Source organism: Phaeodactylibacter sp. (assembly GCF_022763345.1).
Lineage (GTDB): Bacteria > Bacteroidota > Bacteroidia > Chitinophagales > Saprospiraceae > Phaeodactylibacter.
Genome location: NZ_JALEGS010000103.1, coordinates 1 through 20493 on the forward strand (window position 1 = coordinate 1; position 20493 = coordinate 20493).

The 20493-nt window shown below is 52.2% G+C and carries 16 protein-coding genes and 1 pseudogene; 10 read left to right on the top strand and 7 right to left on the bottom strand.

The window, feature by feature from the left end; all coding sequences use genetic code 11:
- A pseudogene (locus tag MRY86_RS24975) lies at nucleotides 1-245 on the bottom strand (hypothetical protein); the annotation flags it as partial.
- 39 nt (nucleotides 246-284) lie between these two features.
- Here MRY86_RS24975 and MRY86_RS24980 point away from each other — a divergent pair.
- Complete coding sequence (locus MRY86_RS24980; protein ID WP_293569444.1) at nucleotides 285-1622, top strand: AAA family ATPase; 1338 nt, start codon at nucleotides 285-287, stop codon at nucleotides 1620-1622.
- Nucleotides 1619-2872, top strand: coding sequence for a tetratricopeptide repeat protein (locus MRY86_RS24985; RefSeq protein WP_293569442.1), 1254 nt, complete (start codon nucleotides 1619-1621; stop codon nucleotides 2870-2872). Before MRY86_RS24980 ends, MRY86_RS24985 begins: the two co-directional genes overlap by 4 nt.
- Before the next feature lie 34 nt (nucleotides 2873-2906).
- Here the strand turns inward: MRY86_RS24985 and MRY86_RS24990 are convergent, their stop codons facing one another.
- Nucleotides 2907-3605, bottom strand: a complete 699-nt coding sequence (locus MRY86_RS24990) for a LytTR family DNA-binding domain-containing protein (protein ID WP_293569440.1) — start codon at nucleotides 3603-3605, stop codon at nucleotides 2907-2909.
- Nucleotides 3590-4633: a histidine kinase gene (locus MRY86_RS24995; protein ID WP_293569438.1), complete on the bottom strand. Its 1044-nt coding sequence runs from the start codon at nucleotides 4631-4633 to the stop codon at nucleotides 3590-3592. Before MRY86_RS24995 ends, MRY86_RS24990 begins: the two co-directional genes overlap by 16 nt.
- Nucleotides 4634-5033: 400 nt before the next feature.
- Here MRY86_RS24995 and MRY86_RS25000 point away from each other — a divergent pair, with 400 nt between their 5' ends.
- Together MRY86_RS25000 and MRY86_RS25005 are read left to right on the top strand one after the other, a co-directional pair.
- Nucleotides 5034-5921 (top strand): DUF5694 domain-containing protein, encoded by an 888-nt coding sequence (locus MRY86_RS25000; RefSeq protein ID WP_293569436.1) that lies wholly within the window; start codon nucleotides 5034-5036, stop codon nucleotides 5919-5921.
- A gap of 62 nt (nucleotides 5922-5983) precedes the next feature.
- On the top strand, nucleotides 5984-7231 hold the full coding sequence (locus tag MRY86_RS25005) for a hypothetical protein (protein ID WP_293569434.1): 1248 nt from the start codon (nucleotides 5984-5986) through the stop codon (nucleotides 7229-7231).
- An 11-nt stretch (nucleotides 7232-7242) separates the two neighbouring features.
- On the opposite strand, the gene MRY86_RS25010 is transcribed toward MRY86_RS25005, so the two are convergent.
- The 3 genes from MRY86_RS25010 to MRY86_RS25020 are packed head-to-tail and all read right to left on the bottom strand — an operon-like array spanning nucleotide 7243 to nucleotide 10548.
- Nucleotides 7243-8154 carry an alpha/beta hydrolase gene (locus MRY86_RS25010; protein ID WP_293569432.1) on the bottom strand — a complete coding sequence of 304 codons (912 nt, stop codon included), beginning with the start codon at nucleotides 8152-8154 and terminating at the stop codon, nucleotides 7243-7245.
- Between the two features lie 12 nt (nucleotides 8155-8166).
- Nucleotides 8167-9249, bottom strand: a complete 1083-nt coding sequence (locus MRY86_RS25015; protein ID WP_293569430.1) for a TonB family protein — start codon at nucleotides 9247-9249, stop codon at nucleotides 8167-8169.
- A gap of 15 nt (nucleotides 9250-9264) precedes the next feature.
- Nucleotides 9265-10548, bottom strand: coding sequence for a S28 family serine protease (locus tag MRY86_RS25020; protein WP_293569428.1), 1284 nt, complete (start codon nucleotides 10546-10548; stop codon nucleotides 9265-9267).
- Between the two features lie 148 nt (nucleotides 10549-10696).
- Here MRY86_RS25020 and MRY86_RS25025 point away from each other — a divergent pair, with 148 nt between their 5' ends.
- Nucleotides 10697-11446, top strand: coding sequence for a DUF5995 family protein (locus MRY86_RS25025; RefSeq protein ID WP_293569427.1), 750 nt, complete (start codon nucleotides 10697-10699; stop codon nucleotides 11444-11446).
- Between the two features lie 52 nt (nucleotides 11447-11498).
- Complete coding sequence (locus tag MRY86_RS25030; protein WP_293569425.1) at nucleotides 11499-12062, top strand: DJ-1/PfpI family protein; 564 nt, start codon at nucleotides 11499-11501, stop codon at nucleotides 12060-12062.
- 6 nt (nucleotides 12063-12068) lie between these two features.
- On the opposite strand, the gene MRY86_RS25035 is transcribed toward MRY86_RS25030, so the two are convergent.
- A complete protein-coding gene (locus tag MRY86_RS25035) occupies nucleotides 12069-13283 on the bottom strand; it encodes a dipeptidase (RefSeq protein WP_293569423.1) in 1215 nt (404 codons plus the stop codon).
- Nucleotides 13284-13401: 118 nt separating this feature from the next.
- On the opposite strand from MRY86_RS25035, the gene MRY86_RS25040 reads away from it, so the two are divergent.
- From MRY86_RS25040 to MRY86_RS25055, 4 genes are all read left to right on the top strand, one after another.
- A complete protein-coding gene (locus tag MRY86_RS25040) occupies nucleotides 13402-13788 on the top strand; it encodes a hypothetical protein (protein WP_293569421.1) in 387 nt (128 codons plus the stop codon).
- 213 nt (nucleotides 13789-14001) lie between these two features.
- Nucleotides 14002-14751: a response regulator gene (locus MRY86_RS25045; protein ID WP_293569419.1), complete on the top strand. Its 750-nt coding sequence runs from the start codon at nucleotides 14002-14004 to the stop codon at nucleotides 14749-14751.
- Between the two features lies 1 nt (nucleotide 14752).
- Nucleotides 14753-16993: an ATP-binding protein gene (locus MRY86_RS25050; protein WP_293569417.1), complete on the top strand. Its 2241-nt coding sequence runs from the start codon at nucleotides 14753-14755 to the stop codon at nucleotides 16991-16993.
- Nucleotides 16994-17156: 163 nt separating this feature from the next.
- Nucleotides 17157-20447 (top strand): T9SS type A sorting domain-containing protein, encoded by a 3291-nt coding sequence (locus MRY86_RS25055; RefSeq protein ID WP_293572010.1) that lies wholly within the window; start codon nucleotides 17157-17159, stop codon nucleotides 20445-20447.
- Nucleotides 20448-20493 lie beyond the last annotated feature (46 nt).

Genomic DNA, 20493 nt, shown 5'->3' on the forward strand with positions numbered 1-20493 from the left:
CCCACTCCCAGACTGCCCACTGCCGACTGCAAGACTCCCCCACTCCCAGACTGCCCACTGCCCACTACAAGACTGCCAACTCCCCACTCCCAAACTGCCCACTCCAAGACTGCCCACTCCCGACTGCAAGACTCCCCACTCCCAAACTCCCCACTCCCAAACTGCCCACTCCAAGACTGCCCACTGCCGACTGCAAGACTCCCCACTCCCAAACTACCCACCGCCCCCTCCCAACTCTCCCCCAAATTCCGTACCTTACCCTTCCCAAAAGAAGAAAGGACCACATGGACGAAATACAACAACTACGCGAAGCCCTCAAAAGCGCTCCAGACAACCTCCCACTGCGGAAACTCCTTGCCAATGCGCTAATGAAACAGGACCGCCACGAAGAAGCCGAAGCCGAGTATAAAGCCGCACTCCGCCTCAACGCAGCCGACACAGACCTCAAGATCGGCCTCGCCGATGCCTTCCGCGCCCAACAGAAAACCGGCTCCGGGCTGGTACTGATCGAAGAACTAGTCGAAGCCCCGGCACCACCCGCAAAAGCATGGCTCGTATACGCCAAACTACTGCTGCAAAGCCAGCAAGCCGAAGCGGCTAAGGAAGCCTACGAAAATGCCATCGCCATCAACGATAAACTCCGCGATGCCTACCTGGAATCAGAGATCAACCTGCAAATTAAAGGTCAACCGGAACCGGAAAAAATCAAGCTCAAATCCGGTGGGGACGAAGGTGAAGACCAAGACAAGAGCATTGACATCGAGCGGCCCGAGACCACCTTTGAAGACGTCGGTGGAATGGAACAGGTAAAAGAGGAAGTCCGCATGAAAATTCTCCATCCGCTGAAACACCCGGAAATTTACCAGGCCTATGGGAAAAAAATTGGTGGCGGTATTTTGCTGTACGGCCCGCCCGGCTGTGGGAAGACCCACCTTGCAAGAGCCACTGCCGGAGAAGTAGGCTCCAATTTCCTGGCCGTAGGCATCAGCGATATCCTGGATATGTACATCGGGCAGAGCGAGCGCAACCTCCACGCTATATTCGAAAAAGCCCGAAGCCTGAAACCCTGCGTTCTGTTCTTTGACGAAGTGGACGCTCTGGGGGCCAGCCGGTCGGATATGCGCCACAGTGCCGGACGAAATGTCATCAATCAGTTCCTCGCCGAATTGGATGGCGTAGAGTATAATAATGAAGGCGTACTGGTATTGGCAGCCACCAACGCACCCTGGCACCTCGACTCTGCCTTCCGCCGGCCGGGACGCTTCGATCGCATCATTTTTGTACCCCCTCCCGACCCTGCCGCCCGCGAAGCCATCCTGAAGCTCAAACTCAAAGGCAAGCCGGTAAGCGAGCTGAACTACAGCAAACTGGTCAAAAAGACCGGTGACTTTTCCGGGGCCGACCTGGAGGCCATCATTGACCGCGCCATAGAAGGCAAACTGGAAGAAGCCATTCGCACGGGAACGCCTCAGCCTTTGGAGACCAAGGACCTCGAACAAGCCATCAAAAAGCACCGGGCAACCACCAGGGAATGGTTCAGTACCGCCAAGAACTACGCCCTCTTTGCCAATGAGGCGGGCATTTATGATGAAATCCTCGACTACCTCAAGATTAAGAAATGATCAACATTCATCTGGAACGAGGCAAGCTGCTCCTGGCCCAAAAGCGGCTGGCTGATGCCGAAAAGGAATTTAAGCAAGCGCTCAGCCACGCACCTAATGACGCCTACGCCATGGCCTGGCTGGCAGAATGCTACCTCAGCGGCAAACGCTACGCTGAAGCCCTGGAACTAGGCGAACGTGCCATGGGCCATGCCCCCAACGATCCGTTCCTGCTCTACACCATGGCAAGGGCGTACTTTTACAATCAGAACACCAGGAAGGCACGCGAAATGATCCGGCAGGGGCTTCAGCTCAACCCGGCGGATGCAGACTTTTTCCTGCTGCTCGCCCATGTCGCCTTCTATGAGGAAAAATGGCAGGAAGCCCTCAACGCTGCCGAACAGGGGCTGGAACAGGATGCGGAAAATGTCAACCTGGTCAACATACGGGCACAAGCCCTGGTGAAACTCAACCGCAAAGCAGAAGCCGCTCAGACGATTGACTACGCCCTGCACAAAGCACCTGAGGATAGCTATTCCCACGCTAACCGCGGCTGGGTAGCCATTGAACAAGGGCGCTTCAAAGAGGCCCAGCAAAACTTCCGGGAAGCCCTTCGCCTGAACCCCAATAACGAATATGCCCGGTCTGGCCTCAAGGAAGCGATCAAGGGCGAGAACTTCTTTTACCGCGGCATCCTGAAGTATTTCCTTTGGATGGCGAAAATGAATGAGCAAAACCGTTGGGCAGTGGTGATTGGAGCGTACATCATCTACCGGGTAGTACTGGGTGTGGCACGGAGCAACCCTGCGCTGGCCCCCCTGCTCTACCCAATTATCGCCCTGTACGTACTGTTTGCGCTGTCTTCCTGGATTGCAGTGCCGATAGCGAACCTCTTCCTACGCCTTCATCCTATTGGTAAGCACGCCCTCACAGAAGATGAAAAAATGGGCTCCAATATCGCTGGTGGCCTGGTCGGACTATCAGTACTTTCCCTGGCCGGCTATTTCATTAGCGATGCCGGACAACTGCTATTCCTGGGCCTTGTTTTTGGATTGCTTTTAGTCCCTGCCGGCGGCACTTTCTCCGTCAGTGAAGGCACCAAAGCCCGGCGTTCCCTGACCATTTACAGCCTGGCACTGGCAGCTGTTGGCATTATTGGAGCACTTGTACCCACCCTCGGCAGTTGGCTAATCATTGTTTTTGCACTGGGCATATTCGCTTACGGCTGGGTGGCGAACTATCTGATTGGGCAGGATGCGAAAGCTTTTTGAGTGGATTAGGCAAAGGCTAAGATAGCCGACCCTATTACCCTTTCAATCTACCCATCACGCTCTTCCGGTACCCCTCACTAATCGGCAGGCGCTCCTTCCCAATTACCACCCGGTTGCGCTCAATGTAGTCGATTTTGGGAATGGACACGATATAGGACCGGTGCGTGCGCACAAATAAAGCTGTCGGCAGCACCTCTTCAAAATGCTTCATGTTTTCCAATGTCATTATACGGCCGGTCGGCGTGTGGATGGCCACATAGTCGCCCTGCCCTTCCAAATAAGCGATATCAGCGTAGTCGACGCGCTGCAGGCGGTATTCCGTTTTCACAAATAAGTAGGAGGCGCTCGCTTCTGCCTCCTGAGCTTCTGAAGCCGGATTCCTTTCACCGGCCTCTACCTTTTGCACGGCCTGGTAAAAACGGTCGTAAGAGATCGGTTTCATCAGGTAATCCACCACGTTGTGTTCGTACCCTTGCAGCGCATATTGCTCATAAGCAGTGGTGAGGATGACCGGCAGGCGCTGATTCAGGATTTTCATCACCTGAATGCCGGTGAGCTCGGGCATTTGCACATCCAAAAAGAGCAGCAAGTCTGTCTGCCCCTGCAGGTACTGCAAAGCCTCAATGGGGTTGGAAAAAGCCTCCGCCAATTCCAAATCGGGAGTTTTTCGGACATAGTCGGACAACAATTGTATGGCCAGGGGCTCATCATCCACAATTACACATCGGAGCATAGGGCAATAGGGATTTTAAGGGTGACTTCGAATTGATTTTGGGTTGCTTCGACGGCCCACTCATGCTGATCTTCATAAATCAAAGATAAGCGTTTGCGGATATTGGCCAGGCCGATGCCACCCACCTGATCCTTTTGCTGCACCCGCAGGGCATTTTGGGTGTGAAAGACCAAAGCCTCTGCCGTACGCTCCACCCGGATGACCACCGGATGCTCCGGGTTCCGCAGCTCGCCGTGCTTAAAGGCATTCTCCACAAAGGGGATGAGCGCAAATGGAGGGATGACCAGCCCGTCCAGATTTTTGGACACCTCCAGTTGCAGCTGCACTTCGTACCCGTACCGCAGGCGCTGAAGGCTGATGAAGTCCTGAATGTAACTCACTTCCCGTTCCAGAGGCACTTGCTCGGCATTCTCGTACAATGCATACCGGAGCAGGCCCGTCAGCTTTTCCATGGCTTCGAGTGCCTTATCTGACTTTTGGTAGACCAGAGTATAGACATTGTTCAGGGTATTGAAAAGGAAATGGGGATTGATCTGCGACCGCAAAAAGGCCAGCTCCGTCTTCTGGTTTTGAATCAGCAACGCCTGGCTTTGCCGCTCCCGGAAACGGGAATACTGTGAAAAGTAAAACACGATACCTACCGCTGAAAAGGGAATAGCATAGTACAAATTATCCAGCAGGTAAGCACTGGTGCTCATCTGATCGTAGTAATTATCAAAGCCAAACCAGCGCAGGTAAAGTACTTCCTCGATCAAAAACCGGATAGCAGCGGTAAATGGATACACCGCGAAAAGTAATACGCCAAGCAGCAGGTTCGGCTTGCCCTTGAGCCAAAAAAGCACAGAATAGCAGCCAAAGGCATACAAAATATCCGCAATTAGGGACGACAAAGACAGCAATACACCCTTTTGGCTGGTCCAGGTATCCACAAAGCTTTGAATGCCGTCATCAGCAATATCTCTGAGCTCCACGTACACCAGGAAAAAGGCCACACTCCAGATGAGCAAAACGCCGTATTTAGGTTTCATCCCGGATCAATTTTAGGCTAAAACTAAGCAATTCATGGGCAGTATGCCCCCGAAGGATAGGCTGTCGGGGAGATTCTATCGGTGAATGCGCCGGATTGCCCGGTGAATGCCCACTGTTTTGATTTTTAGCACTGACCGGGGAAATCCTCTGGGTTACCGATTGCAGTTGGAAGCCGTGGATGGGGGCTGCACTTTTGTGTTTGTGCTTCGTCATCTATAACAATACCAATCAAAAGCTGAATTGCAAGATAAAAAGTACTGGGAGCCGGTCGGAGATAAGCTCCCAGGGGCATTTCCTATAATAGCGGGCAACATGCGACTTCTACGAAGTCTTGCTGCTTCAACAGGACTGGCCCATAAATGCTTTTTTGACCATTTCTAAACTCTAAAATTATCACCAATGAAATCCATTATCCCTATTTTCATCGCTTTATGCTTCTTTCAATTGTCCACTGCCCAGGAGATGCCCTACAAGGGCCCGGACGAGTTCCTCATCGGCGACCGGCAGGTACCTCAGGTACTGCTCATGGGCACCTGGCATTTTGCTTATCCCGGTTTGGACGAGCACAAGACCAAGGAGGAAGACAAGATCAATATTTTCACGCCTAAGCGGCAGGAAGAACTGCAGGAGCTCCTGGATTATGTAGCCCAGTTTCAGCCCACCAAAATCATCGTAGAATCGGGTGCCAATACCGGCTACCTCATGAACCGCTACCGCCGCTGGAAAAAAGGCGAAGAGGAACTATATGCCAATGAACGCGATCAGGTCGGCATTCGCCTGATGGACCAGCTAGGGCTGGATACGATTTACGGCTGCGATGCATGGGGGTTACTGGGCGATCTGCATGACAAAATTGGAGACTCGGAAGCCGATCAATACATTAAAAGGATTGGCGACCGCCATTACTTTGGGGGCAAAGATGAGTGGATGAAGCGCTACAAGGAATGGTACACTTACAGTGACAAACAAATGCCGCACAACACCCTGCTGGAAAACTTCCTGTACCTCAATCAGGACAAGGTCATCGACCGTTACTTCGGGGCGTACATTTCCGGAGGGCAGTTTGACTCGGACGCTTTTGAAGGCCCCGATGCGCTGTCCATGTTCTGGATGAACCGCAACCTGCGCATTTTCCATAAAATCCAGCAATTGGATATTCAGGACAATGACCGGGTACTTATTCTCTTCGGAGCCGGGCACATGGGCATCCTGCGCTGGCTTTACGAGTGCTCCCCCCGCTATGAATTAGTAGAATTCGACAGCCTGAACGACTTTACCGTTCGATAAATCACCCGACAGACAACTGCCCGGTGGCCCACAACAGCTGCCGGGCACAAATTACTCCAGCTATGAAATACCTGCTATACTTTACCTTATTCCTGATTTGGGCCTGTCAGACTCCCAAAACCAACATCCCAAGCTCAGCATTGCCCACAGTGGATAGTGCTTTTGTCGCATCCCATACGCACTATTTCCAACTCACGCCGGAGGGGTTTACCGGTGAAGGGGCCCAAGCGCTCGAACAGGCGGTACAAGCTGCCCAAATCCTGGTACTGGGAGAAACCCACGGCTCCCCAACCCTGTCCCGCTTTGTGGAACAATTAGCCCCCATGCTCCGCACAAACGGTTTCCGTCACTTTGCGTGCGAAATCGGCCCTCATTCTGCACAGTACCTGGAGCAACTGACCAAAGTGCCCGAAAATGTACCGGCCAACCTCGCCGCATTCTATAAACAATACCAGTTTGAAGCTATCGCTGACGTACCGATGCCCTTCTTCGAACTGCAAGAAGATGCCGCCTTTCTTCAGGCACTTTGCCGGGAAGGCTTTTCCATTTGGGGGGTAGATCAGGAGTATTTTTCATCGGTATTTTTTCTGCTGGATTGGCTGCAAAGTCAGTTGGAACCGGAAGCCGTGCCCAAGGAACTCCATCAAGCCGCCGTTGCCACTATCCGGGAGTGGATGATACAGGAAGATCAGGACGATGAAGGCTTTCCCGTATTTGGGCGCATCTTAAAGGAGCCAGCGGTAAAAGCCTATTTCAGTGCCCTGGAAGCTCATTCCCCGGAAGCCGAAGCCCTGTTGCACGACCTGAAAATCAGCTGGGACATTTACGACCGTTACCGGGGCGGTACCTCACACGGAGACCGGGTGCAATACATCAGGGATAACTTTCAAGAACAATATGATCTGCATGGCGCGCCTAAAGTTTTTGTCAAAATCGGCCGGCTGCACGCCAGTAAAGTAGCATCAGGAGGGGAGCTCGACCTGGGGGAACTCACCCAAACACTTGCCAGCAAAGCGGGCCTGGAAAGCATCAACATCGCGGTCTGGAACCGCTACTACCGCACTGAGGACGGTGCCGTGATCGACTGGCTCGAAAAACGCAACCGCTATTATTGCCATAACCTGCCCTTACTCCTGCAAGCCCGGAAGGATGCTTTTGCGCTCATTGACCTCCGCCCAATCCGGGAGGCAGTCGCTCAGGGGCAGATTGCTCCACCTCAATCGGAACGCCTGCAAGCCCTTTTGAATGGGTTTGATTATGAACTTCTGCTGCCGGCTGATGATGCAGGCACCCCACTCGTGAAGCCCTAAAAACCAACTTACTATTGCAGGAAGTTACGGACATCCTCCGCCGTACGCACTGGCCATTCCTCCATGGGCACATGGCCGGCATCCGGATAAATCAAGAGTTGGCTGTTAGGCAGTACCTCGTCAAACCGGTATGCATCCGCAACAGGAATCCAGGTATCCTGCTCACCCCAGAGGATAAGGGTGGGAATATCAAGTTCGGAAAGCTGACCGGGATCGGGCTGATAAGACTGATTTAAGCGCTGCACATAGGCCCGGCGGTTGCCCTTCCGCAGAAAAAGGTCAAAGTACCGGTCGACCAGGGTATCCGGAATGCGATCAGGATTGGCGTACACTTCGCGGAGTGACTTCCGGAAGAGCGCTTTGGGGGTAATTCGCTGCAGCAATTGCTTAAAGACCGGCTTGCGGGCCAGGCGCATCGCCAAGGGCATTTCCTTATCGCGGGGCCAGCCGGAGGCATTAAGCAACACCAGCTTTTGGAGGCGCTCCGGGTGAGCCAGGGCATATTCCCAGGCAATCAACCCGCCCAGTGAGTTACCAGCCAGGTAAAACCGCTCCAAGCCTACCTTTTTGGCAAAAGCCTCTACAAAATCAACATAGGCAGGGATAGAATAATCCTCATCCGGACGTGGGCCGGTAAGTCCGAAGGCAGGTAAAGTCACGCTAATGACCCGGAAGGAATCCCGCAATTCAGCTGTCCAGCCTTCCCAGGTGTGGAGCGTTGCGCCGGTACCGTGCAGGAGGAGCAGAACCGGGCCCTCCCCTACGGAACGGTAATGAACCGGCATGCCCATGACTTCCATAAATGCAGACTCCGAATAGGTATAAGCCGCACGCAGAGCTTCCACCGGCTGCTCCGAATGGTAGTTGAAAACCACCGGCAGGGCCAGTACCGCAATTAATATAGCCAGCCCCCGCTTTCTCATGCTCTTCGTTTTCTACTGCCGGCAAATAATCGGCAGCACCGCATCATACCAGGTCACCAATGAAATGGAACGCGCGAGGCGCAAGTCAGAACAAGCCTCACTGTAGCGCTGCATGTCCAGATAAGCCTGACCGCGCATGAGCAGAAATTCCGCATTGTTCGGGAACATATCAATGGCCTGCGTCAGTTTAGCGAGGCCCGGTTCCTGTTCCTCTTCAGCAAACAACTTGGCGCCTTCTTGTGCCAGCGTATTTGCCGCTTCGTACGCTTCCACCAGGGTGGCACAAGCTGCATTTTCGGGGATAAAGGGCAGGCTCAGGTCGAATGCAGCTGATACTTCCCGACCCTCGAAGGTGGCGATATCCCATTTGCCATAGGTGGAGGTCGCTGCATTGACGGCTTCATACCAAAAATCGAAGCCCAGGTCATTGTAATCCACCAGATCAAGAATGCGTACCTCACCGGAGGGGCGCACAAGTAGCTGAAGCTCAATACGGCCCACAATACAGGTATCGGCAGGCACCTCAGGGTAATCCAGGTTATCCTTAAGGTAAGCCATAAGGGCCTCCTGCCCGCCCGTAAATTCAAGGGGCGTGTCATAGATGGTATAAACCGAATCCCGGCCGACCATCGTGTAAGGAGGGGCTTCCTCCAGTTTAAACTTAATAGGCAGGGTATACTGAAAACGGACCGGTTTCCCTTCTCTTTCCGCGGGCACCCAGCGGATTTCAGCATTATTCATGGCCTCAATCACCCGGAGTACTTCCAGCCCGGCGCCACCGCCTATATCTTTCAGAACGGACAGATTGGAAAGGCTGCCGTCTTTCTCCACCACAAAGGTGGCCACCACATTACCCTCCAGATTCTGCTGCCGGGCTTCTTGCGGGTAGCGGATATTGCTGTACATAAACTCCAGCAAAGACTGCTCTGCACATTTCTGTATGACTATCAGCGTGGTATCCAGTTGTTCGCATGCAGGGAAACGGGGCGGGCGCTCCAATGCCCGGTAGATGGTGGTATCCCCTGCCTCTGTATCTTGTGCATTCAGTACAATAGCGCTAAAACTTAGCGCCAGCAAAATCAGCAAAATTCTCATAGCTCTGAGTATCATTTAATTTTTACTTGCATTCATCCACTGCTCCAGGGTTTGCAGGAGCTCCGTACGCTCCGCTTCGCTCATATTACGGATGCGGGCACTGCCGTGGTCTTTGCCTTCCATGACAAACCACTTCGCATCTACCTTATCAGAAACGGGGACGCCGGTAGCGGTCCAGGTATCGATTGCGCCGTAGATGTAGATCATTTCATCGGCTTCGCGCTGTGTCCAGTTGTAGACAGACTTTACGAAAGCAGGATCAAACTTCATCGGAGCTTTGCCCGGCATAAAGATGGCGGTCGGCTCCTCTTCGGTAATTTCCTTTAGTAATCCCTTGAAGGGCTTGGTCTGAAAGCCATAGTAGCCCATCTCATCGCCCGCCTGCCAGTAGTGCGAGGCGTAGCCAAACATAGAGGCATCGGAGTAGAAGTCTAAACCCACAACCTTGACAAAGTGCTCCAGCAGGGTTTCCAGGTCAGCTGTTTTGCCCGGGATGGCATCGCAGTCATGCCCCAGTTGCCAGAAAGAGAAAGGGTATTCCAAAACCGCATATTCGAAAGCTTCTTCCAGACTGAGATAGGTAAATTCCATGCCTGCGCCTTTGGCGTGCCAGCGGAGCAGGGGCAGCAATTCCTCCCGGTTTTTTAACACGCGCATTTGCACATCACGGATGCCTTTCCGACATTCTTCCGTGCCTACATTCGCCAGAAATTCGTAAATCCGGTCGTCCGTGAGGTCGAGGTTGAGGGGCGCTACGTAGGGCACGGAAGCAGCCACGTCATCAGGGTAAAAGTAACGGTAAAAAATAGTCGTTTGCCCCCCTTTGCTAATGCCCGTACTCATCCAGGGCTGCGTGTACAGTTGCCCGAGCAGGGTACGGATATGGTGCAAATCTGCCGTCACCTGCTTCAGGTTCAGGTAGGTATAATCCAGTGAATCCGGCGAAGAAGTACCGAAGTAGCGGTGCTCCACATCCACCTGATTGGCATCGAGGTAGCCAGTGAGTTCGTACATACGGTTGGAAGGGCGCATATAGCCCTCGGTAGCCAGTACCATCGGAGCATCAAAGCTACGGTGCGACAGGTAGGCACGCTGATAGAAGTGCCCTTTTTCCGGATTTTCGTGGTCAATAGGCTGTCTGATGTGCAGCTCATAGGCCGCTTCGAACCCATCGGGCGCCTCAATAGCTTTGAAAAGCACATCGGGGAGCTCATAAAGGCGCTGCTCCAGGGTGCTAAACTGCGCTTGTAAAGCAGAGGAAGACAGGATCACAAAGAAAAGAAGAAACGTATTCCGCATGGCGATTTGGTTTTGGACTTGACGGGCAAAAATAGAATTTTTGGCGGAATTCAGCGCTTGAATGGCTGTAGTTAACGGCCTGCTACTAATATAGGCTGAAAGTTGTTCCCCAATTTTTCTTATTTTGAAAGCCTAATACCCCACGATCATGCGCCCAACAACCATAAGAGAGGTCCTTGATGCCCTCGACCGTATCATAGCCACAGCCATTGCCAATGGAGACCCTGTAGGGCTGTTTGCCTATATCTACCGCCGGACCACCGATCAGGTACAACGGGCTATTGCACGGAGAGCCTTTGAAGATGGGCCTCGCATGGAGCGGTTCGATGTGGCCTTTGCCAATCTTTATCTGGATGCCTATGAGAACTGGCAGCGCGGCACGCCCATCGCCCGGTGCTGGGGCTTAGCTTTTGAAAGCACCCGTTCCCCTTTGGCTATTATTCAGCACATCTTACTAGGCATGAATGCGCACATCAACTACGATTTGGCGATTGCCGCCAGCCAGCTGATGAAAGACAAGCCTCTGCTGCCACTGAAGCATGACTTTGAAAAAGTCAATGAAATCCTGGCGGAGATCGTGGACGAACTGCAGGATCGGATGAGCCGGGTATCGCCTTTGTTTTTTCTGGCAGACTGGCTGGGGAATGATAAAGATGAAGCCATCATCAACTTCAGTATGAGCAATGCCCGGGCATTTTCCTGGGAACTGGCCTGCGAGCTTTGGCGGCTGAATGGCTCAGCCTACGAGCAACGGCTTGAACAGGCAGACCAATGGGTCCATCAGCTTGGCAGTTGGGTCGCCCGCCCGCCAGCATGGGCACTAAGAAACGGGCTCAGGCTAACGCAAACCTTCGAACGCCGGAATGTAGGGGATGTCATTGAAGCGCTGCGGCGCTGAAATCCCGGGCTAGCTTTTAACCGATTCCAGACCTTAATCTCAACCTATCCTAATGCAAAACCACTTACGCATAGCTGCCCTCATCCATCCGGGCATGGAAATCCTTGACTTTGCCGGCCCGGTTGAGGTCTTTTCTAATGCCGGGTGGGACATCTTCATCGTTGCCCGGGACAAAAACCCGGTGACCAGTCAGGGGATAGTAAAGATACTGCCACAATACGATATCACGGACTGCCCGCCGGTAGATATACTGGCTACTTTCGGCGGCAATTCAGAGGAAGCCGTCCAACAACCGGAAGTGATCCAATGGATACAGGAAAGAGCCCCGGCCTGTCAGTTGCTCTTCAGTGTTTGCACCGGCGTATTTTACTATGCCACCGCCGGGCTGCTGAACGGGCACCGCGTGACTACCTTCCACGGGGAAATAGAGCGCTTGAAGCAGGAAGCACCACAGAGTGAAGTCTTAACTGGCGTGAAGTATGTGGACTCCGGAAAGATCGTAACTTCAGCCGGTGTTTCCTCCGGGATTGACGGGGCGCTCTATTTGGTCGAAAAGCTTGAAGGAAAAACCAAAGCAGATACTATTGCCAAATACATTGAGTACGCCCGCTGTTAACAGGGGTCACTCCGCTGCATCCTCCACCGCCTGCCATACCCGCCACACATTTTTGTAGCAGATTTTTTCGATATCAGATTCCGTGTAGCCGCGCTGCAGTAGTTCGTAAATGAGATTGGGGTACTGAGAGACATCCTTCAGGCCGGTAGGAAGGGTATCGCCCACTCCATCGTAGTCCGATCCAAATCCTACGTGATCAACGCCCACAAGACTTACCACATGATCAATATGATCGGCCACGGTTTTTACATCCGCCATCAGCACCTCGTTTTCTTCCTGAAATTTGTCAATCACAGGTTGGGCTTCCTCGTCGTCGTAACTCAAACCCTTCTCCTCCAAAAGCCGGGTGAGTTCCGCCCGTTTTTCATCCAACTGCTTCGAGATATTGCCGTCGAGGAAAGTGGAGCCGAAGTTGATCTGCATGACGCCGTTGTTTTCTGCCAGACGGCGGATCATATCGTCATTCATATTGCGCTCGAAGCCTGGCGTAAATTTACGGCAGGAGGAGTGCGAAGCGATGCAGGGCACATCCGTCATTTCCATCACCTGCCAGAAGGTACTATCGGAAACATGGGAGATATCCACCATGATCCCTACCCGGTTCATCTCGCGGACGACCTGTTCCCCGAATGGGCTAAGGCCATTCCAGGTACCCGTGGTATCGTAGGAGGAATCGCAGATGTGGTTGTCTTTGCTATGCGTGAGGGTGATGTAGCGGATGCCCCGATCATGCCAGTACTGCACATTTTCGAGCTTCCGCTCAATGGGCGAGCCATTCTCCATGCCCATAGGCAGAGAGACGATGCCCTTTTTAAAATTAGCCTCCACTTCAGCGGGAGCATTAGCAAGGGCGAACTTATCCGGGTGCACTTCTGTAATGCCCACCACCATATCGATGAGGGAGTCTGCCAGCGCCTTCGCTCCGTTGTCTTCCCGCGAAGCCGGAATAAATATAGACATGAAAGGCGCGTCCAGCCCCCCTGCCTTAGCCCGAACGTAATCAAAATCGCCTTTGTCCGTTTCTACCGGGATGCCCAGGTACTCCCGTTCCAGCCGAAAATTCTGTACCCGCAAGCGGTACGGTAAGTCCACATGCCCATCGGTGATGATAAACTGCTGGGCGAGCTCATTGGCTTTAGTACGCAGCGGGTCATCGGGCTGAGCCAGTAGAATGGTGAAGTTAAGGGCAAGAAAAGACAGTAGCAGCAGTAAACGATTCATTAGTCATAAATTGATTCAGGCAGGAAGATAAAACGCCCAACACTATTTTTGCAATAAAATCGTTATTTTGCCTTGGTCAATACACAGACAAGAAGTGTGACACCACAAACAGATCCTCATGCATGTAGCCAAATATTTTATCCTCCTGATCAGCATTTGCTTGTTGCCAATTCTAAGCCAGGCACAGGAGCGCCCCTCCTATTGCGATGAAATCCCCGTGATGTACGACAAAGGAGCTATGTCAAAGCCTCCGGCCTTACCTAGGTTCGAGACCCAACCTGTAACTGAATATAAGGTACAAGTGGCCATCCTAAAGTTTACGCATCCTAAGGACTACCCTTTCCACAAGTATCTTGTGGCCCGCTACCGGCCCTGTGAGCAGGTGTGGGTGGTGGAAACCAAGAAATGTTTCCGCTCCCGTCAGGAAGCAGAGGATATGCGCAGCGAGCTCAAGGATTTGGGGTACTCAGGGGCATACCTTGTCGAAGTATTGGCTTACGAATAGTACTGCTTGCGCAAAAGACACCAAATATTATACTATATGCACATTACAAACCTGAAAAAACCTTCCATATTACCGGGCATTTTTCTGTCCTGCACCAAATTGAACTAATTTTGAATCCCTCTGTCTGATAACCCGTACCTATTTAAGGAAACGGGATTAGAAGACGATCGTTATGAGTTTTCGATTCAATATTAAACCCCGGATGTTGGACGCATGATCAAAATACTCGGAATAGAAGACAATCCGATTCATCAGGAGTTCCTGTTTGTCGTCATTCAGGAGTTGGGCTATGAATTGGCAGGCCTGGCAGACAATGCCAAACAGGCCCTCGAATTACTTTTTTCCACCAAGCCGGATGTTGTACTGATGGATATCGAAATCAACGGGCAGCAGGACGGGATTGCCCTTGCCAAACGTATCAACCAACTTCGGCCCCTTCCCATCATTTACACCACGGCACGGGCTGACCGGGCTACCCTGGACCGGGCAAAGAACACCCTGCCCTACGGCTATCTGGTAAAGCCGTTCACACAACAGGACCTACAGGCGGCTTTGGAGCTGGCGATCTACCGTTTCGCCAAAGATCAACAGGAGCGGGACCCTGTAACTTCCGCTCCGGAATGGGAAAATGGCATTGCATTGCAGCAAGCCTTGTTTGTCAAAGCAGGGGATATGATCCACAAGGTCCGTTTTGAAGACATCCTGCTCATTGAGGTTGCAAAAGACCGTTATTGTACCGTCTCTACTGCCGAAGACGAGTATTTGGTCAGAAGCCCGCTCAGAGAGATTGCCGTCAAATTGCCCATGCAGGATTTTCTGCAAGTGCACCGTTCCGCTATCGTCAGGGCCTCTGCCATTGATCGTATTGAAGGCAGCGGCGCCTGGCTCATGGTTGGCAATAAAACCGTGACCGTGGGCAAAACCTACCGTGAAAAATTACTGAACAATCTTAATTTATTGTAGCGTGAAACAGACCTTTTGGCTGCTCATCAGCCTGAGCGCCTTCCTTCTGCCCGCCCTTCTGAGCGGCCAGCCTGCAACCCTCGACAGTCTGGAACAGCTTTTGAAGAATGACCTCTCACAAGCTGAGCGGTTTACCATCAACCTTCAGCTTGCCAAACAGTACCTCAAGATCAATCCGGAGCCGGGTTTCGCCTTTGCGGAAGCAGCTATGGCTACAGCGGAAGCCACTCAGGATAAAGAGCAGCTGGCTCTTGCTCAAATCTGCCTTGCCGATTACGAATGTATGAATGGTGGATTTGAGCCTGCCAAAGGCATGGTACATGAGGCGCTTTCGCTTGCCCCCAGCCCCTCAGACAAAGTCCGGCTTGAAGCCTACAACCTGCTTGGGAATATTTTCTTTTACCAAAGCCAGGCTGACTCTGCCAGGTACTACTACATACAGATGGAAGCCATTGTTTCCAGCATGGAAGCCCCCAGCCTGGACTATCGCAAAAAGGCCACCGCAGCCTTGTTCAACCTCGGCAGCACCTTCCGGCAACTGGGGCAACCAGATTCTGCTATACTCAATTATAACCAGGCACTTGAAGCAGCAAAACGTATTGATTTCAAAGAGATACTGCCCTATATCCTTGAAAATCTGGCCAATATGCAGATTAATCAGGAGGAGGGGATCAGTTATCTGTTGGAGGCCATAGCCATTGATGAAGCGCTGGGCAACAACAACCACCTGGCCGGGTTATATGAAAACCTTGGTACCATTTATGGAAATATGGGCGATACCCTGCAGGAGGGCCGCTACCGGGAACAGTCCTGGCAACTGGTCCGTACCCATCAGTTCGTCAACAGAGAACTGGCGATAGGCCTGTCAGACTATGGTGTGTACCTGATTGAAGTGTCCAGGCTGGAAACCGCCCGGGAAGTTTTGGATTATGCGCTGGACATGGGCAAAAAGATGCAGGACCCTTCCAGTACCAGCTACGCGTTGTCCATTTTAGGCCTTTTGTCCCTGAAGCAAGGCGCTGAAGAGCAGGGCCTGAGCTACCTTTCTGAAGCGGAAGCTCAGGCCAGAGCAGGTGCGGACCCCGGATACTTCATTTACAGTTTAACTAATATTGCCGACGGGTGCATACAGCTGGGGCAGCCGCAACGTGCCATTGGCTTACTTTTAGAAAGTCAGCGCACTGCCGATCAGATCGGGCTTCCTCACCTTAGGGGGGATGCAGCCAAGCTGCTTTCTAAGGCGTACCAGGAATTAGGGGATCATGCAAATGCCTTAGTAGCCTATCAGGAAAGCACTGCCATCGCTGACAGCCTTTCCAAAGCTGAAAACCGCGCGGCTATACAGGAAATCCGGACCCGGTACGAAACGGAAAAAACGGAGGCAGAGAACGAATTCCTTAAGCTGGAGAACCAGCAAACGATCAAACAGCGCAACCGTATTCTGGCCGCCGTAGCCATATTATTGTTCCTCCTCTCCGTCTTAGGGATACTGTACCGCAAGGTCCTTCAGGGCAGGCGCCAAATTGCCGCCCAAAACCTAAAGCTTGCCGAGCTCAATCAGACCAAAGACCAGTTGTTTGCCATTATTGCCCACGACTTGCGGGGAGAAGCCAGTGCCTTCCAGCAATTGGCACAAATCGTCGGTTTTCACCTCAAAAACCGCAACCTGGACCGCTTAGAACAGGTATTCGGGCAGGTCAACAAAAGCGCAGCCAACCTCAATACGCTGCTTGACAACCTCCTGCAGTGGGCACTCACTCAACTGGAAGGTGTTCGGTTGAAGCCCACTCCTCTGCATCTGCAACAAGAAGCTGCACATACGCTCCAACTGTTCGAGTCCCATGCTGAACTGAAGGACATCCAACTGATCAATGAGGTCCCGGCCAGTCTCAATGCCTTTGCCGACCAAAACAGCATACAACTCATCCTGCGCAACCTGATCAGCAATGCTATCAAATTCACCCCCACATCAGGAAGTATCCGGGTATCTGGAAAGCAGGATGGGCAGCAGGTAGTGTTATCTGTAGAAGATACCGGGCAAGGCATGTCTGCAAGCCAAATTGCAGCCGTAATGGAAGGGCGGTCTGCTGAAAGCCGGGAAGGGACCTCCGGGGAGCGGGGCACCGGATTAGGCCTCTCGCTATGCAACGCCTTTGCAGTACGCAATCAGGGTACGTTCCATATTGAGGCTCAATCAGGTGGCGGCACTCTGTGCAGCATTCGTTTGCCAATAGCTCAGTAAGTCCATTCCATTCATGCATGGAGTTTTTCCATTCATGAATCAACCTTATCCCTTTGGCGACATCCGGCTTATTTCAATACTCCTCCCGACTAGTTTTGTAATGTTCAATCCGAGGCCGCCCCCTTTATGGCCCGGAAAAGTCACATTATCAAAACTAATCAACATGCACTACTTTCACCTCACTCCATTCCGGGCATTCCTGCTTGTGCTCGGCATCATGCTGCCTGGGCTATCCTATGGGCAGCAGACTGCAAATTTCAACCCTGTTTTTCAAGCCAATGGGCAAAGCTTATTCGAAGCCAACGGCGGTACGCCAGCGGGCCTAAACCTCGGCAAGCAATTCCTTGGCGATGGGAAAGTCTCTCAGTTCGTGGATGAGAGCATCCTTGATCTGTTGTTCCTCAAGGGAGGCATAGAGTTTGGTGCCTATTTCCAACTCAAAGAATTGAATGGCGGACAGGTCGACATCACCTATCCTCTTGACATCACTATTCAATACCCGGATGCCAATACGTTTGGCTGCAACGACTGGTTAGAAATTACAACCGATTGCACTGTCGGCACAGGGTACGACCTCGCGGTCACCCCACCTACCCTCGACTTTGAGCTGGGGACTTCTTTTACCGGCGGCGTATCTGCTTCAATTGGCAATCTGGAGGAAATATCGGCTCCTGAGGGCTTTGGAAGCGCTACCTCAAGTAACTGGCAGGACTTTGGCGATGGTTGGGAAGATCCTTTCTTTGGCCTGAATACCAGTACCGGTATTACCTGGCCCTGGGACTATATCCCAGGCCTGAGCGCACCAAGCGGGACAATACCTGGTTCCTTTCCGGTTACCATCCCTGCCTTCATTGAAGATGCCATCTTTTTGGGTGGGACAATCGATAATCCCTTTGCCGGAGATGGGCCGGACAACCTGACGGGGAAAAAATTAAGTGACAACTCCCTGAAAAACTTCGTTAATATTCACTTCAGCCCGCTCAATTTCCAGCAGTACTTTACGGGTATCCCTTTGAGTATCGGGTTTGATGCCGGCATCGCCTCCGTCGATTTCACTGCATTCAATACGCCCCTGGGGCTGGAAATAGCACAGCGCAGAAAAGTGGAGTTTGAAGGGGAGGTCAATATCCAATTTGCATTTAGTCAGACGCTGCAGTACGAAGAGGTTGACCCAGGTACGAACAGTGTGATCAATACTGGAACAGGGTCAACAGCGACTATTAAAGCCGGCCACACATTGCGGGTAAGGTACCCAGACGGTGCCCCTGAGCCAACGATGGTCACCCCTTCTTTCATCATGGTCAACGACAAACTGTCTACCGCTATCACCGAAGAGGTCGTTTTTGAAGTGGGCCTTGAAATCCTGAAGGGGGAACTCGAAGTTGGAGGCTTTGAGCAGGAAATTTGTGAGCCCAATATTCCTCCGTTTAATTTCGACGGCGTACAGTGTTTGAACATTGAGTTCGAACCGATAATGGAGGAGTTTTTCATCTTTGATGATGACCTTCATTTCCCGGTTGAAGATATCGTTATCTATGATGAGACCTTTGATGTCACAGATGGCGCATTTGAGGACATTCAGGGCACGCCCATCCAATTACAGCCCGACCAGCAGGCACCGGTTGCCACCTACACCACCGGCTCCCAGGTCATTAACCTGAGCACCCCTACTATTGATTTGGACCTGGATGACTTTCTGGATTCGTTTACCGATCAGGAAGGGGGAGGTACCGAAATCCGTAATGCATCCGCTCAAACCTACTCCTGTGCAGATGTTGGCCCTACCGTGTACAACTGGACAGGCTCAGATGATCGGTGCAATGAGGCGGACTATGAACGAAACTTTACCTTAATGGATACCGGTCTGCCAGTCGTCAATACCAAATCCTATGATCTGTACCTCAACGCTAATGGAGAAGCGGTACTGAACCCGGAAGATGTCAACAACAATTCGACCGACAACTGCGGCATTGCGGACTATGAACTGGACAAGTCCGTATTCAATTGCAATGACCTCGGCCCTCAAACCGTGATGCTAAAAGCGACTGACCTGAGCGGGAATGAGGCTTCCAATTCAGCCTCCATTCAGGTTATCGATGCCGTCCCGCCTACCCCGAGCTGTAAAGACATAACCATTTACCTAAACGAAGAGGGCATGGCGTTTATTGACCCTGAAGAGGTGGACGATGCCTCCTTTGACGCCTGCGGCATTAGCGAGCGCAATATTTCCAAAGGCACCTTCAGTTGCGACGACCTCGGCACCAATACGATCACCCTCAGCCTGAAAGATGGCAGTAATAACCAAAGCCAGTGCAACGCCACGGTTACGGTACGGGACAATATTGCCCCCGTTGTATTCTGCAAGAGCTTCGTCAAAGCGCTTGATCCATACGGCAATGCCAGCCTTACTCCTGATAATCTGTTCGATGAGGCCAACAGCTTTGACAACTGCGCCATCAACCTGCTTTCCGTAGCGCCCAACACCTTTAACTGCTCCACCCGGGGCGAGCATATTGTCACCCTGCAAGCCACTGACGAGGATGGCAATAATGTAAGCTGTGAAGGCGTAATCACCATAGTGGAAGGCACGGAACTGCCAGCGCCATGGACTACTGCCGACATCGGTGATCAGGGCGATGGCAGCACCTATAGCTTCGACCCCTGTACACGGAACAACCCTGCAAACGGAGACTTCACCCTTAGTTCAGGTGCCAATAATCTGGGCGATGACACCTCTGATGATGTAAGCTTCATTGGTCAAACCTTATGCGGCAATGGCGGTATACAGGCACGAGTCAGAGAAGTCACAGGCGGATACGTTGGCCTGATGATTCGCGAAAGCGATGCTCCGGGTGCCCGCAAGATTGCATTCTACTCTAATGGCACGAACCTGACCCGCTGGGAAACACGCTATCAGACCGGTGCACCACACCATGACACTCATCTGTATGCTTCTTTCCCCTTCTGGCTGCGCATCGTACGGCAGGGCAACTGGTTCCGGGGGTACTACAGAAACGCTGGCAATAACTGGGTACTGATCCATCAGGTGTACATGGAATTGCCAGAATGCGTTGAAGTAGGCATCGCAACCTTCACCCATACCCCGAATGGTACTGTCAATGCGATCGTCAGCAACGTAACGGTTCAGGGGGCTTCACCAAGCCTTGTTGTGCCTCATGATGGCCCAGAAGTAGCCGCTGACCATGAAACGCTGGCGCGTATTTTCCCCAATCCTTCCAGCGGGCAATTTACCGTGGAGTTGGGCCAGCCAACGCCGTTCCCAATAACCGTTTCCCTACGCAATACGATGGGACAGCTGATTGAGCAACGCCAGTTCGAACCAGGTGCGCAGCAACTACCCTGGCAAACTCAAAACCTGCCAAATGGCTTGTACTTCCTGGAAATCCCCAAATCAGATGGCACCACTCAAACTCTGAAGTGGATGAAACAGTAAGAACCATAAAGGGGGAATTGACTTACAGCCCTGAAGTACGCCTTGT